Source organism: Kitasatospora sp. NPDC050463 (genome assembly GCF_040655255.1).
GTDB lineage: Bacteria > Actinomycetota > Actinomycetes > Streptomycetales > Streptomycetaceae > Kitasatospora.
The window spans coordinates 152,161-167,094 of sequence record NZ_JBFAJO010000007.1; the positions used below are offsets into that span (position 1 = coordinate 152,161).

The following is a 14,934-nucleotide window of genomic DNA, read 5'->3' on the forward strand; positions in this document are numbered from 1 at the left end:
ACCATGAGCAACGAGCGGGCCGGGCGGGACGACGGCACGGCGAAGGCCCGGTTTGGCCCTGGACACCCTCCGACGGATAGCCTGCCCGCCGTGCCGAAACCCGATCAAACCACCGTGAGCCCGCCCCGCCCCGCCCGGGCGCGGGCCCTGCCGCTCGCCGAGCTGGCCCGTCTGCTCGGCCTCGCGCCGGTCGAGGGGGCCCCCGTCACCGGCGTCACCCACGACTCCCGCGCGGTGCGCCCGGGCGATGTCTACGTGGCCTTCCCGGGCGCCAACCACCACGGCGCGGCCTTCGCGGCCCAGGCCGCCGCCGCGGGCGCGGTGGCGCTGCTCACCGACCCGGCCGGCGCCGAGCTGGCGGCCGGCTCCGGCCTGCCGCCGCTGGTGGTCGACCGGCCGCGGGCGCGGATGGGCGAACTGGCCGCCGCGGTCTACGGCCGGCCGTCCGAGCGGCTGCTGATGATCGGGCTGACCGGCACCAACGGCAAGACCACCACGTCCTACCTGGTCGAGGGCGGTCTGCGCGGCGCCGGGCGCAGCCCCGGGGTGATCGGCACCGTCGAGATGCGGGTCGGCGACGAGCGGATCAAGAGCGAGCGCACCACCCCCGAGGCCACCGACCTGCACGCGATCCTCGCCGTGATGGGCGAGCGCGGCGCGGACGCGGTGACGATGGAGGTCTCCAGCCACGCACTGGTCTTCGGCCGTACCGACGGCGTGGTCTACGACGTCGCGCTGTTCAACAACCTCACGCCCGAGCACCTCGACTTCCACCCGGACATGGAGGACTACTTCCAGGCGAAGGCCCGGCTCTTCCAGCCCGGGAAGTCCCGGCTCGGGGTGGCCAACCTGGACGACCCGTACGGGCGCCGGCTGGTCGCCGAGGCGAAGATCCCGGTCACCTCGTTCTCGGCGACCGGCGCGGCGCAGGCCGACTGGCGGGCGGTCGACGTCCAGCTCGGCCCGGTCGGGTCGACCTTCCGGGTGCTCGGCCCCGACGGTGCCGAGGCCGACGCGTCCGTCCCGCTGCCGGGACCGTTCAACGTGGCCAACGCGCTGGCCGCGATCGCCGTGCTGGTGACCGCCGGGCTGCCGCTGGAGCAGGTCGTCGCCGGGGTCGCCGCGGTGCCCGGCGTGCCGGGCCGGCTGGAGCGGGTGGACGCCGGACAGCCGTTCGTGGCGGTGGTCGACTACGCCCACAAGCCCGACGCCCTGCGGGCCGTCCTCGCCTCGCTGCGCGAGGTCACCAAGGGCCGGCTGCACGTGGTGGTCGGCTGCGGCGGCGACCGGGACCCGCACAAGCGCGCCCCGATGGGCGCCATCGCCGCCGGGCTCGCCGACACCGCCCTGCTGACCAGCGACAACCCGCGCAGCGAGGACCCGTTGGCGATCCTCGCCACCATGCTGACGGGCGCCGCCTCGGTGCCCGAGGCCGAGCGCGGCGCCGTCTTGGTCGTGCCCGACCGGGCCGAGGCGGTGCACCTCGCGGTGGCCCGTGCCCAGGCCGGCGACACCGTGCTGGTGGCCGGCAAGGGCCACGAGCTCGGCCAGTACGTACGAGACGAGATCCGCCCCTTCGACGACCGGGAGGTACTGCGGGACTCGATCACGCGGACCACGGCCGCCCGGGGCACCGGAGGAGTGGAGCAGCCGTGATCGCACTGACCCTCGCCGAGGTGGCCGCGGCCGTCGGAGGCACCCTGGACGGCGCCGACCCCGGGACCGCGGTGACCGGCCCGGTCGAGGTCGACTCCCGCAAGGTGCGCGCCGGCTGCCTGTTCGCGGCCTTCGCCGGCGAGCACGTGGACGGCCACGACTACGCCGAGCAGGCGGTCGCCGCCGGCGCCGTCGCGGTGCTGGCCTCCCGCCCGGTCGGGGTGCCCGCCGTGCTGGTCGACAGCGTGGTGGACGCGCTCGGCAAGCTGGCCCGGACCGTGGTGGCCCGGGCCGAGTCCACCACCGTGGTCGCGCTGACCGGCTCGGCCGGCAAGACCAGCACCAAGGACCTGATCGCCCAGCTGCTCCAGCGGCTCGGCGAGACCGTCTACCCGCCCGGCTCGCTCAACAACGAGATCGGGCACCCGATGACCGCGCTGCGGGTCGAGTCCGGCACCCGGCACCTGGTGATGGAGATGGGCGCCCGGCACAAGGGCGACATCGAGTACCTCACCTCGATCACCCCGCCGCGGATCGGCCTGGTGCTGAACGTCGGCACCGCGCACGTCGGCGAGTTCGGCTCCCAGGAGGCGATCGCCGAGGCGAAGGGCGAGCTGGTCGAGGCACTGCCCGCGGACGGCGCGGCGATCCTCAACGCCGACGACCCGCTGGTGCGCGCGATGGCCTCCCGCACCAGGGCCCGGGTGGTGTACTTCGGGGAGTCCCGGGAAGCCCACATCCGGGCGCAGGATGTTCGCCTGGACGCCACCGGACGGCCATCGTTCACGCTGAGCACCCCAGCCGGTTCCGCAGCCGTACAGCTGCGCCTGTACGGTGAGCACCACGTCTCGAACGCCCTCGCCGCCGCCGCGGTGGCGGTGGAGCTCGGGATGTCCGTCGACGACACCGCCGAAGCGCTGAGTGAGGCGGGTGCGCTGTCCCGCTGGCGCATGGAGGTCGTCGACCGGGCCGATGGTGTCACCGTCGTGAACGACGCCTACAACGCGAACCCCGACTCGATGCGGGCCGCGCTGCGGGCGCTGGTCTCGATCGGAGGACGCGGCCCGGAGCGCCGCCGCACCTGGGCGGTGCTCGGCGAGATGCGGGAGCTCGGCGAGGAGAGCCTGGCCGAGCACGACGCCATCGGGCGGCTCGCGGTACGGCTGGACGTCACCAAGCTGGTGGCGGTCGGTGGACGCGAGGCGGCCTGTATGGAACTGGGCGCTAGGAACGAAGGTTCGTGGGGTGAGGAGTCGGTGCTGGTGTCCGACGCGGACGCGGCGGTCGAACTGCTGCGCAGTCAGCTTCGGCCGGGGGATGTGGTCCTGGTGAAGGCGTCCCGTTCGGTGGGGCTGGAGAAGGTGGCCGAGACACTTCTCGCGGACGGTGCGGCCGAGTAATGAAGCAGATCCTCTTCTCCGGCATGATCGGCCTGGTCCTCTCGCTGCTCGGGACCCCGGCCCTGATCAAGCTGCTCGCCAAGCACGGCTACGGCCAGTACATCCGTGACGACGGCCCCAAGGCGCACCACAGCAAGAAGGGCACGCCCACCATGGGCGGCATCGCCTTCATCCTGGCGACGCTGATCGCCTACTTCGCGACCAAGGCGATAACGGGCGAATCCCCGACCGCCTCCGGTCTGCTGGTGCTGTTCCTGACGGTGGGTCTGGGCCTGGTCGGCTTCCTGGACGACTACATCAAGGTCGTCAAGCGCCGCTCGCTCGGCCTGCGGGCCAAGGCGAAGCTCTTCGGCCAGTCGTTCGTGGGCCTCGCCTTCGCGATCCTGGCCCTGCAGTTCAGTGACGACCGCGGGCTCTCGCCGGCCTCCCAGCACCTCTCCTTCGTCCGGGACTTCGGCTGGTCCGTCGGCCCGGTGCTGTTCGTGATCTTCGCGTACTTCATGATCGCCGCGATGTCGAACGGCGTGAACCTGACGGACGGTCTGGACGGCCTGGCCACCGGTGCCTCGGTGATGGTCTTCGGGGCCTACACCTTCATCGGCGTCTGGGAGTACGGCCAGAGCTGCGCCTACTCGATCTCGGCCACCGCCAACTGCTACGACGTCCGCGACCCGCTGGACCTCGCGGTGGTCGCCGCCGCCCTGATGGGCTCCTGCTTCGGCTTCCTCTGGTGGAACACCTCGCCCGCCAAGATCTTCATGGGCGACACCGGCTCGCTGGCCCTCGGCGGCGCCCTGGCCGGTCTGGCGATCTGCTCGCGCACCGAGCTGCTGCTCGCACTGCTCGGCGGCCTCTACGTGATCATCACCCTCTCGGTGATCATCCAGGTCGGCTCCTTCCGGATGACCGGCAAGCGTGTCTTCAAGATGGCCCCGCTGCAGCACCACTTCGAACTCAAGGGCTGGACCGAAGTCCTGATCGTGGTCCGGTTCTGGATCATCCAGGGCCTCTGCGTGGCCGTCGGCCTCGGCCTCTTCTACGCGGGATGGGTGACGGGATGACCGGACCCGACTGGACCGGACTGCCGGTCGCCGTCGCCGGCCTCGGCGTCTCCGGGATCAGCGCCGCCCGGGTGCTGCACGGCCTCGGCGCGCTGGTCACCGTCGTGGACGGCGGCTCCGGCCCGGGCCTGGAGGCCCGCGCCGCCGAGCTGCGGGCCCAGGGGGTGACCGTCCGCCTCGGCGACGGCGACAGCCTGCCCGAGGGCACCCGGCTGGTCGTCACCTCGCCCGGCTGGCCGCCCAGCAGCCCGCTGTTCGCCGCCGCCGAGGCGGCCGGCGTCGAGGTCTGGGGCGACGTCGAACTGGCCTGGCGCCTGCGCCGCCCGCTGGCGTCCACCGGCGAGCCGGCCCCCTGGCTGGCCGTCACCGGCACCAACGGCAAGACCACCACCGTCCAGATGCTCGCCTCGATCCTGACCGCCGCCGGCCGGCGCACCGCCGCCGTCGGCAACGTCGGGGTCTCGGTGCTGGACGCGGTGCTCGACGAGGAGCCGTACGACGTGCTCGCCGTCGAACTCTCCAGCTACCAGCTGCACTGGGCGCCCTCGCTGCGCCCGTACGCGGCGGCCGTGCTCAACCTGGCGCCCGACCACCTCGACTGGCACGGCTCGATGGAGGCGTACGCCGCCGACAAGGGCCGGATCTACGAGGGCAACGTCGTCGCCTGCGTCTACAACCTGGCCGACCCGGCCACCGAGGCGCTGGTCCGCGAGGCCGATGTCGAGGAGGGTTGCCGGGCGATCGGGTTCGGCCTCGGCTCGCCCGGCCCGTCGAACCTCGGCGTGGTCGACGGCCTGCTGGTGGACCGCGCCTTCGTGCCGGACCGGGCCAAGAACGCCGCCGAGCTGGGCTCGGTCGCGGACGTCCACCCGCCCGCCCCGCACAACATCGCCAACGCCCTCGCCGCCGCCGCCCTCGCCCGGGCGTACGGGGTGGACGCCGCGGCCGTCCGGGAGGGCCTGCGGGCCTTCCGACCGGACGCCCACCGGATCGCCGAGGTCGGTGTGGTCGACGGGGTCACGTACATCGACGACTCCAAGGCCACCAACACCCATGCCGCCGCGGCCTCGCTGGCCGCGTACCGGCCGGTCGTCTGGATCGCCGGCGGCCTGGCCAAGGGCGCCGCGTTCGACGACCTGGTGCAGGGCGCGGCCGAGCGGCTGCGCGCGGCGGTGCTGATCGGCGAGGACCGTGCGCTGATCCGGGAGGCGCTGGCGCGACACGCACCGGATGTCCCGGTGGTCGAGGCGGCCGAGGGCCAGACTGGCGCGGTGGCGATGGCCGAGGTGGTCCGGACGGCCGCGTCGCTCGCCCGATCGGGTGACACGGTGCTGCTGGCCCCGGCCTGCGCCTCGATGGACATGTTCACCAACTACGGCGAGCGCGGCGACCTCTTCGCGGCGGCGGTCCGGGACCTCAACGACCACTGAGGCGGCACAGCGGCCCGGTACCCGGTCCACCCCTGTACGGGCGGACGAGCCGAAGGACCGCCGCCGTGCGGGCCGACGAGCCCAAGGGCCGCCGCTGTACGGGCGAACGAGCCGAAGGGCCGCGCCGGCGCCGAAAGGGAGAAGCGAGGACGCCCTGAGGAACGAGGGGCGTTGGAGCGCCGACCGTCGGCGCCGGGTCGAGCGGCCCGGAGGCGAGCCGAGCCACAAAAAGAGGGGAGCGTGCGGTGGCGGGGCAGGGCAGGGTGGGCGGTTCCAGTGCGTCGGACGAGGGCCCCGCCGATCCGTGGCGGGTGATCTCGGCCACCACGACCGCCTACAAGTCGGCCGGCCCGATGGCCCGTCTGCAGGCCTTCAGGGCCCGTCTGCGGTACACCCTCGACCGACCGCTCACGCCCTATCTGCTGATCATCGGCGCGACGCTGCTGCTGGTGGTGCTCGGTCTGATGATGGTCTTCTCGGCCTCGCAGATCCTCGCGCTGGGCCAGCACCGTTCGACCCAGTTCTACTTCTTCAAGCAGCTGGTCGCGGTGCTGCTCGGCTTCTCGCTGCTGGTCGGCTTCGCCCTGGTGCCGGTCGCGGTGCTCCGGGTGATCGTCTACCCCGTGATGTTCGGTGTGATCGGCGCGCTCGCGCTGGTCGCGATCCCCGGCATCGGGGTGGAGGTCAACGGCAACCGGAACTGGCTGGACCTGGGGTTCTTCCAGTTCCAGCCATCCGAGTTCGCCAAGCTCGCACTGGTGCTCTGGGGCGCGGACCTGCTCGCCCGAAAGCAGCGAAACGGCACCCTCGACCAGTGGAAGCACCTGCTGGTCCCGCTGGTGCCGGGCGCGCTGCTGCTGCTCGCGATGATCATGCTCGGCGGGGACATGGGCACCTCGATGATCCTGGTGGCCATGCTCTTCGGCCTGCTCTGGATGGTCGGCGCCCCGATGCGGCTGTTCGTCGCCACCCTCGGCGTCGCCGTCGTGGTCTGCACCGCCCTGGTGGTCACCGTCCCGCACCGGGCCGAACGGCTCTCCTGCATCGGGGTGACCAAGCTCGACCCGGCCGGCGCCTGCTTCCAGGCCCTGCACGGTGTGTACTCGTTCGGACTCGGCGGTCTGTTCGGTTCGGGCCTCGGCGCCGGCGTCGAGAAATGGGGCCAGCTCCCGGAGGCGCACACCGACTTCATCTTCGCCACGACGGGCGAGGAACTGGGCCTGGTGGGGACGCTGTCGGTGATCGGTCTCTTCGCGGCACTAGGCTACGCGGGTATCCGTGTGGCCATCGGTACGAAGGATCCCTTCGTCAGGTACGCCGCGGGAGCCGCCACCACCTGGATCATGGCTCAGGCCGTGATCAACCTGGGGTCGGCGCTGGGACTGCTGCCCATCGCGGGCGTCCCGCTCCCGCTGTTCTCCTACGGCGGTTCCGCCATGCTGTCGGCCATGTCCGCGATCGGTGTGCTGTTGTGCCTCGCACGCAGCACCTCGGGCGCGAAGGCGGCCCTGGCCGCCCGGAGCAAGAACTCCCGGATCAGGAGACGACTGGCCCGGGTGCTGCCACGACGACGAACCACAGCGCGCCCGGCCCCGGTGCCGGCACGCAGGGAGCGGTGAATTTCGGTGCATGTCGTACTCGCCGGCGGGGGGACCGCCGGTCACATCGAGCCGGCCCTCGCCCTCGCGGACGCCCTCCGCAGGCACGACCCGTCCATCGGGATCACCGCCCTGGGCACCGAGCGCGGCCTGGAGACCCGGCTGGTACCCGAGCGGGGTTACCACCTGGAGCTGATCCCGGCCGTTCCGCTGCCCCGTAAGCCCACCCCCGAGCTGATCACCGTCCCGGGCCGGCTGCGCGGCACCGTCCGGGCCGCCCAGGAGATCATCGAGCGGGTCAACGCCGACGCGGTGGTCGGCTTCGGCGGCTACGTGGCGATGCCCGCCTACCTGGCCGCCAAGCGGGCCGGGGTGCCGATCGTGGTCCACGAGGCCAACGCCCGGCCCGGCCTGGCCAACAAGATCGGCGCCCGCTACAGCGACTTCGTCGCGGTCTCCACGCCGGACAGCAAGCTGCGCGACTCCCGGTACATCGGCATCCCGCTGCGCCGGACCATCGCCACCCTGGACCGCAACGCGTCCCGGCCCGAGGCCCGGCACTACTTCGGCCTCGACCAGCGGCTGCCCACCCTGCTGGTGTCCGGCGGTTCGCAGGGCGCGCGGCGGCTCAACGAGACCGTCACCGCCATCGCGCCGCGGCTGCAGCAGTACGGCGTCCAGATCCTGCACGCCGTCGGCCCGAAGAACGAACTGCCACAGGTGGACGACATCCCCGGGATGCCGCCGTACCGCGTGGTGCCGTACGTGGACCGGATGGACCTCGCGTACGCCGCCGCCGACCTGATGCTCTGCCGGGCCGGCGCCATGACGGTGGCCGAGCTGGCCGCGGTCGGCCTGCCGGCCGCCTTCGTGCCGCTGCCGATCGGCAACGGCGAGCAGCGGCTGAACGCCCAGCCGATGGTCAAGGCCGGCGGCGGCCTGCTGGTCGACGACGCGGAACTGACCCCGGACTGGGTGCTGCAGAACGTGCTGCCGGTCCTCACCGACCCGCAGCGGCTCTGGGACATGAGCCGGGCCGCCGCCGAGTTCGGCCGCCGGGACGCCGACGAACTGCTGGTCGGCATGGTCTACGAGGCTATCGAGGCCGCCAGGGGTGGCCGCCGTCGTGGCTGACGGTCGGCTCGCCGATCCACCCCCGGCCGGCGGCCGGGGGACGCCTCCCGGCCGTCGGGCCGGGGGCGGGTACCCGCAGGAGGAGGTGGAGTTCGGGGACGAGGACCACTCGCCCCGGCTCCGGCTCTCCCGGCGGGGCATCGTGGTGCTGGGTGCGCTCGGCGCCACGGTGCTCGGCGTGCTGGCCTGGCTGGTGTTCCTCTCCTCGGTCCTGGACGTGCGCAGCGTCGCGGTGCAGGGGGTGCAGGACGACAAGCTGACGGTCGACCAGGTCCGGGCGGCGATCGGCACGGTCGGCGCCGGTCCGCTGGCCCGGGTGGACCTGGACGACGCCACGCGGCGGGTGGAGGCGATCCCGCGGGTAGCCCGGGCCGAGGTCTGGCGGGGCTGGCCGCACACCCTGCGGGTGAAGATCACCCAGCGCACCGCGGTCGCCGCCGTCAAGGGGGAGGACGGCAGATTCACCCAGGTGGACGCGGAGGGCGTGAGCTTCGCCACCGAGGACGCCGCCCCGGCGGGCGTACCGGTGGTCGAACTGCGGCTCAGTCAGCAGGCGAACGACGTGGCCACCGTGATCACCCGTCCGCAGTTGGTGCAGGGGGCCGTGGCGGTGGCCGCCGGCCTGCCGGCCGAGGTCCGGCAGCGGGCCGGGGCGGTGCTGGTGCACTCCTACGACGACATCCAGCTGCAGCTCAGCGGGGGTGCCACGGTGCGCTGGGGGAGTCCGGAGCAGATCGATCGAAAAGCCCGGGTGCTGGTGGCACTGATGAGTCAGAAGGGTACGAACTTCGACGTCAGTGCACCGGAGGCGCCGGCGGTGTCGGGATGATCCGGTAGGTTCTCTCTCTGGGGGAGGGGTTGACGCCTTTCGGTGACGGCCCGACCCTTGGTGGTCACCCCGGTTTCATAAGCCGGTTGATGATCACATAGGCTCAAAAGAAAAAGGGAAGCTCGGCGTGTTCGTTGAAACGCGTGCCCGGAGCCACCTAGTGTCCTGTGTCACCAGACTGTGTTTCCTGGTGATGTGACGGAGGCACAGGACTAACCCTAAAGGTCAAGTTTAGGGTTGGGGTCGGCGGTCGGCATTTCGGACATTCAGTCAGAAACCAGGCTCCCTACCCATCGACATCCGTCGGTACGGCACCCCACGGGGCCGGCCGACCCGGAAATTCGAGGCGAGAGGCCTTCGACGTGGCAGCACCGCAGAACTACCTCGCAGTCATCAAGGTCGTCGGCATCGGCGGCGGTGGTGTCAACGCCATCAACCGGATGATCGAGGTCGGTCTCAAGGGCGTCGAGTTCATCGCGATCAACACCGATGCGCAGGCCCTCCTGATGAGCGACGCCGACGTCAAGCTCGATGTGGGCCGTGAACTCACCCGGGGCCTCGGCGCCGGCGCCAACCCCGAGGTCGGCCGCAAGGCCGCCGAGGACCACCGCGAGGAGATCGAGGAGGTCCTCAAGGGGGCCGACATGGTCTTCGTGACCGCGGGCGAGGGCGGTGGAACCGGCACGGGCGGCGCGCCGGTCGTCGCCAACATCGCCCGCTCGCTCGGCGCGCTGACCATCGGCGTGGTCACCCGCCCCTTCACCTTCGAGGGCCGTCGCCGCGCGAACCAGGCCGAGGACGGCATCGCCGGCCTGCGCGAAGAGGTCGACACCCTCATCGTGATCCCCAACGACCGGCTGCTGTCCATCTCGGACCGCCAGGTCAGCGTGCTGGACGCGTTCCGCTCCGCCGACCAGGTGCTGCTCTCCGGCGTCCAGGGCATCACCGACCTGATCACCACCCCCGGCCTGATCAACCTCGACTTCGCCGACGTCAAGTCCGTCATGTCGGAGGCCGGTTCGGCGCTGATGGGCATCGGTTCGGCCCGGGGCGAGGACCGCGCCAAGGCGGCCGCCGTGATGGCGATCTCCTCGCCGCTGCTGGAGGCCTCGATCGACGGCGCCCGCGGCGTGCTGCTCTCCATCTCCGGTGGCTCGGACCTCGGCCTGTTCGAGATCAACGAGTCCGCCCAGCTGGTCAGCGAGGCGGCGCACCCCGAGGCCAACATCATCTTCGGTGCGGTCATCGACGACGCGCTCGGCGACGAGGTGCGGGTCACCGTGATCGCGGCCGGCTTCGACGGCGGCCAGCCCCCGGCGATCGTCCGCGACCCGGTGGTCAAGGCCACCCCGGCGACGCCGCCGGCCGCCTCCCCCGAGCGTCCGGCGAGCCGGCCCTCGTACGGGAGCATCGGCTCGGTCACGGCCCGTTCGGAGAGCGAGGCCCCGGCGCGTTCGGCGGAGAGCCCGGCCACCACGACGGCCGCTCCGGTGCCGCCGCAGGTGCAGCCGGCCCGCCAGCCGTACGTGGAGAGCCCCGCCGAGGAGCTCGACGTGCCGGACTTCCTGAAGTAAGCAGTGGTCGATCACGCAGTACGCAACGGTGCTCACTTCGCCTTCACCGATCGGTGGGGCGGGGTGAGCACTTCGCCGTACGGGGAGCTGAACCTCGGCGGCGCGGTGGGGGACGACCCGGGCGCCGTCCGCCGCAACCGGGCGATCGCGGCCGGTGCGCTGGGCCTCGACCCGGCGGACGTGGTCTGGATGAACCAGGTCCACGGCGCGGACGTGGCCGTGGTGACGCGGCGCCAGCCCGAGGGGGAGGCCCCGACCGTCGACGCGGTGGTCACCGACCGGCCGCTGGCGCTGGCGGTGCTGACCGCGGACTGCACGCCGGTGCTGCTGGCCGATCCGGTGGCGGGCGTGGTGGGCGCGGCCCACGCGGGCCGGCCCGGGCTCGCGGCCGGAGTGGTGCCGGCGGTGGTCCGGGCGATGGTCGGGCTGGGCGCCGAGCCCGGGCGGATCACCGCCGCGACCGGGCCCGCGGTCTGCGGCCGCTGCTACGAGGTGCCGGAGCGGTTGCGTGCCGAGGTGGCCGGGCTGGTGCCGGCCGCGCACGCCGAGACCTCCTGGGGCACCCCGGCCCTGGACGTGCCGGAGGGAGTGGCGGCCCAACTGGCCGCTGCGGGAGTCACCGAGTTGGTGCGATCATCGGTCTGCACCCTCGAATCCGCCGATCACTACTCCTATCGCCGCGAGCAGCGCACTGGCCGGCTCGCGAGCTACGTCTGGTTGGGCTCTGATCACTCATGACGAACGACATCTACGGACCGTTCCCGGGCAGTGCGGATTTCCTGGCCGCGCTGACGGAGGGCCAGCGGGCCCGGTACGAGGAACTCGGCACCAACCTCGACGTCGTCGAGCGCCGGATCGCCGACGCGTGCGTGGCCGCGGGGCGGGCGCGTGACGAGGTGAGGCTGGTCGTCGTCACCAAGACCTACCCGGCGCAGGACAGCGCGCTGCTGGCCGCACTGGGCGTCACCGATGTCGCGGAGAACCGCGACCAGGACGCGGCGCCCAAGGCGGAGCAGTGCAGAAACCTTCCGCTTGACTGGCACTTCGTCGGCCAGCTGCAGACCAACAAGGTCCGCTCGGTCGTCCGGTACGCGAACCACGTGCACTCGGTGGACCGGCCGCGGCTGGTGGAGTCGCTCTCGGCGGCGGTACTCAAGGCCGAGCGCCCCGAGCTCGGCTGCCTGGTGCAGGTCGCGCTGGAGAAGGAGCACGGCGAGGGCGAGGGCCGCGCCGGGGTCGCCCCGGCGGAGGTCGGGGCGCTGGCCGACGCGATCGCCGCCGCGCCCGGGCTGCGACTCGACGGTGTGATGACCGTCGCCCCGCTCTCCGGGCCGCTCGCGGGGGACCCGGCCCGCGCCTTCGCGCGGTTGGCGGAAATCGCAACCGCCGTACGGACGGCCCATCCTGCTGCCACCATGGTTTCCGCGGGAATGAGCGGTGACCTCGAGCAGGCCGTTGCCGCCGGTGCGACACATGTGCGCGTCGGAACGGCGGTACTCGGAGTGCGGTCACCCCTCAGGTAACGTCACCGGGTAGTAGATCAGACTGCAGGACAAAATAGGACAGAAACTAGCAGCTTTCCAGAGCGCTAGCGAACCGTGGATCGCAGCTCCGCGGCCCCCACCCACGAGTTCTGAGCGGCCGTCGGCCTGACGGCTCGTCGTGGGCGGACCGCGGAATCCGCAGGCGGGGCCCGACGGCCCGGCCGTCGGTACGGAGCCGGTCCACCACGGAGCGAGCAGGGCGAGCGACCATCGAGAGGCGCGCGTTCGCGAAGCGACCACCGAGCGCAGCGAGGTGGGCATGAGCGGAGGAGACAGGAGCATGGCCGGCGCAATGCGCAAGATGGCGGTCTACCTCGGCCTCGTGGAGGACGAGACGTACGACGGCCAGGGGTACGACCCCGACGACGACTACGACGCGGACCCCGAGCCGATCCGAACGGGGCGGACGGAGGACATCCCCCGGCCCGCCGCGGCACCCGCCCCGGTCTCCTCGATCACGCCGCAGCCGGTGCCGGCCGCGGTGCCGATCCGCCAGGAGACCCCGAGGATGGCCCCAGTGTCGTCCATCACACCCGAACGCCGCCACAACCTGGAGAAGAGCGCCCCGGTGATCATGCCCAAGGTAGTGAACGAACGAGAGCCCTACCGCATCACCACGCTGCACCCCCGGACCTACAACGAGGCCCGTACGATCGGGGAACAGTTCCGTGGCGGGACCCCGGTGATCATGAATTTGACCGAGATGGACGACACCGATGCCAAGCGGCTCGTAGACTTCGCCGCTGGACTCGTCTTCGGTCTGCACGGCAGTATCGAGCGCGTGACACAGAAGGTGTTCCTGCTGTCGCCTGCTAACGTCGATGTCACGGCGGAGGACAAGGCTCGGATCGCCGAGGGTGGGTTCTTCAACCAGAGCTGACCCGGCCACGACTTTACGTGTGGATCTGATCGACAGTGAGTTAGTGACAGGCAGCACGGCCGAAGGGCCGAGAACCGGGGAGAGGGAAGCGCGATGGGGATCGTGTGGGCGGTGCTCTATTACGCGCTGACCGTCTTCCTGGTGTTTCTGCTTGTACGGCTGGTGATGGACTGGGTGTTCCAGTTCGCACGTTCGTGGCGGCCCGGCAAGGCCATGGTCCTGGTCCTGGAGGCCACGTACACTGTCACGGATCCGCCGCTCAAGCTTCTTCGGCGGTTCATTCCGCCGTTGCGTCTCGGGGGCGTGGCGCTCGACCTGTCCTTCTTCGTACTGATGATCATTGTGTATGTCCTGATCTCGCTTGTGCGGCCCTAGTCGTAGGTGAGCGATGCGACAGGATGCCGGTGTGCCGACGATCACGTTGAGGTGAAGAGATGCCATTGACCCCCGAGGACGTTCGGAACAAGCAGTTCACGACCGTCCGCCTGCGCGAAGGCTATGACGAGGACGAGGTCGATGCCTTCCTCGACGAGGTCGAGGCGGAGCTGACCCGCCTTCTCCGCGAGAACGAGGACCTGCGCGCCAAGCTGGCCGCCGCGACCCGTGCCGCCGCGCAGAACCAGGCCAACATGCGCAAGGAGCCGCCGCAGGACTCGCGTCCCGGCGCCCCGGTGCCGGCCGCCATATCCGGCCCGCCGGTGCCCGGGCAGCAGCAGGGCCCCGGTCCGCAGCAGATGGGTGGCCCCGGCGGCCCGCAGCAGATGGGCGGCCCGCAGCAGCAGCAGATGGGCAACCAGCCGCTCGGCCTGCCGTCCGGCGCCCCGCAGCTCCCGTCCGGTCAGGGCGGCCCGATGGGCGGCCCGCAGCAGCAGATGAACCAGACCATGGGCGGCCAGCAGCAGCTGGTGCAGCCGATGGGCGGTCAGATGCTCCAGCCCATGGGCGGCCCCGGTGGTCCGCAGCAGATGGGCAACCCGATGGGCCAGGGTATGGGCCAGCAGCAGATGCAGCAGATGGGTGGCCCGATGGGCCAGCCGCAGCAGATGGGCGGCCCGCTCGGCGCTCCGATGCAGCAGCAGCAGAACCCCGGTGGCGACAGCGCGGCCCGCGTGCTGGCGCTCGCCCAGCAGACCGCCGACCAGGCGATCTCGGAGGCCCGTTCCGAGGCCAACAAGATCGTCGGCGAGGCGCGCAGCCGGGCCGAGGGCCTGGAGCGCGACGCCCGTGCCAAGGCCGACGCCCTGGAGCGGGACGCGCAGGAGAAGCACCGCGTCGCGATGGGCTCGCTGGAGTCCGCGCGCGCCACGCTGGAGCGCAAGGTCGAGGACCTGCGGGCGTTCGAGCGTGAGTACCGCACGCGGCTGAAGTCCTACCTGGAGACCCAGCTGCGCCAGCTGGAGTCGCAGGCGGACGACTCGCTCGCTCCGCCGCGCATCCCCGCCACCGCCTCGCTGCCGCCGGCCGCGTCGTCGATGGCTCCGGCCGGTGCGTCCGCGATGAGTGGTGCTCCGAGCTTCGGTGGCAACCAGCCGTCCTTCGGTGGGAACCAGCCCTCGTTCGGTGGTCAGAGCTCCTTCGGCGGCAACAACGGTGCGCCGAGCTTCGGCGGGCAGTCCTCCGGTGGCAACTCCGGTGCGCCGCAGATGCAGCCGGCCGGGATGACGCAGCCGATGGCGGCCGTCCGTCCGCAGCCGCCGCAGCCGATGCAGCAGGCACCGGCGCCGATGCGCGGGTTCCTGATCGACGAGGACGGCGACAACTGAGGTTGTAGCCAGGCATTTCGAGGGCGCCCCTGCCGTGACTTCCGGGTCATGACGGGGGCGCCCTC

13 protein-coding genes are annotated in these 14,934 nt (G+C 71.8%); all 13 read left to right on the forward strand.

Annotated elements, in window-relative coordinates; genetic code table 11:
- Window positions 1-3: 3 nt before the first annotated feature.
- The gene (locus AB0J08_RS07160; protein ID WP_360628187.1) at window positions 4-1,656 is read left to right on the forward strand and encodes a UDP-N-acetylmuramoyl-L-alanyl-D-glutamate--2,6-diaminopimelate ligase; all 1,653 of its coding nucleotides are present in this window, start codon (window positions 4-6) and stop codon (window positions 1,654-1,656) included.
- Complete coding sequence (murF, locus tag AB0J08_RS07165; protein ID WP_360628190.1) at window positions 1,653-3,056, forward strand: UDP-N-acetylmuramoyl-tripeptide--D-alanyl-D-alanine ligase; 1,404 nt, start codon at window positions 1,653-1,655, stop codon at window positions 3,054-3,056. The genes AB0J08_RS07160 and murF overlap by 4 nt, the downstream gene beginning before the upstream one ends.
- Entirely contained in the window at window positions 3,056-4,117 is a 1,062-nt protein-coding gene (mraY, locus tag AB0J08_RS07170) for a phospho-N-acetylmuramoyl-pentapeptide-transferase (RefSeq protein ID WP_360628193.1), read from the forward strand. The genes murF and mraY overlap by 1 nt, the downstream gene beginning before the upstream one ends.
- Entirely contained in the window at window positions 4,114-5,547 is a 1,434-nt protein-coding gene (murD, locus tag AB0J08_RS07175) for a UDP-N-acetylmuramoyl-L-alanine--D-glutamate ligase (protein ID WP_360628196.1), read from the forward strand. The genes mraY and murD overlap by 4 nt, the downstream gene beginning before the upstream one ends.
- Window positions 5,548-5,900: 353 nt before the next feature.
- A complete protein-coding gene (gene ftsW / locus AB0J08_RS07180; protein ID WP_360628283.1) occupies window positions 5,901-7,166 on the forward strand; it encodes a putative lipid II flippase FtsW in 1,266 nt (421 codons plus the stop codon).
- A 6-nt stretch (window positions 7,167-7,172) separates the two neighbouring features.
- Window positions 7,173-8,279, forward strand: a complete 1,107-nt coding sequence (gene murG, locus AB0J08_RS07185; protein ID WP_360628199.1) for an undecaprenyldiphospho-muramoylpentapeptide beta-N-acetylglucosaminyltransferase — start codon at window positions 7,173-7,175, stop codon at window positions 8,277-8,279.
- On the forward strand, window positions 8,272-9,108 hold the full coding sequence (locus AB0J08_RS07190) for an FtsQ-type POTRA domain-containing protein (protein ID WP_360628202.1): 837 nt from the start codon (window positions 8,272-8,274) through the stop codon (window positions 9,106-9,108). The genes murG and AB0J08_RS07190 overlap by 8 nt, the downstream gene beginning before the upstream one ends.
- A gap of 362 nt (window positions 9,109-9,470) precedes the next feature.
- Window positions 9,471-10,682, forward strand: coding sequence for a cell division protein FtsZ (gene ftsZ, locus AB0J08_RS07195; protein WP_360628205.1), 1,212 nt, complete (start codon window positions 9,471-9,473; stop codon window positions 10,680-10,682).
- 3 nt (window positions 10,683-10,685) lie between these two features.
- Window positions 10,686-11,420, forward strand: coding sequence for a peptidoglycan editing factor PgeF (gene pgeF / locus AB0J08_RS07200; protein ID WP_360628208.1), 735 nt, complete (start codon window positions 10,686-10,688; stop codon window positions 11,418-11,420).
- Window positions 11,417-12,205 (forward strand): YggS family pyridoxal phosphate-dependent enzyme, encoded by a 789-nt coding sequence (locus AB0J08_RS07205; RefSeq protein WP_360628211.1) that lies wholly within the window; start codon window positions 11,417-11,419, stop codon window positions 12,203-12,205. Before pgeF ends, AB0J08_RS07205 begins: the two co-directional genes overlap by 4 nt.
- 301 nt (window positions 12,206-12,506) lie before the next feature.
- Window positions 12,507-13,106, forward strand: a complete 600-nt coding sequence (sepF, locus tag AB0J08_RS07210) for a cell division protein SepF (RefSeq protein ID WP_329487250.1) — start codon at window positions 12,507-12,509, stop codon at window positions 13,104-13,106.
- A 93-nt stretch (window positions 13,107-13,199) separates the two neighbouring features.
- Complete coding sequence (locus AB0J08_RS07215; RefSeq protein WP_148645520.1) at window positions 13,200-13,481, forward strand: YggT family protein; 282 nt, start codon at window positions 13,200-13,202, stop codon at window positions 13,479-13,481.
- A 59-nt stretch (window positions 13,482-13,540) separates the two neighbouring features.
- Window positions 13,541-14,869 carry a DivIVA domain-containing protein gene (locus AB0J08_RS07220; RefSeq protein WP_360628214.1) on the forward strand — a complete coding sequence of 443 codons (1,329 nt, stop codon included), beginning with the start codon at window positions 13,541-13,543 and terminating at the stop codon, window positions 14,867-14,869.
- Window positions 14,870-14,934: the final 65 nt, after the last annotated feature.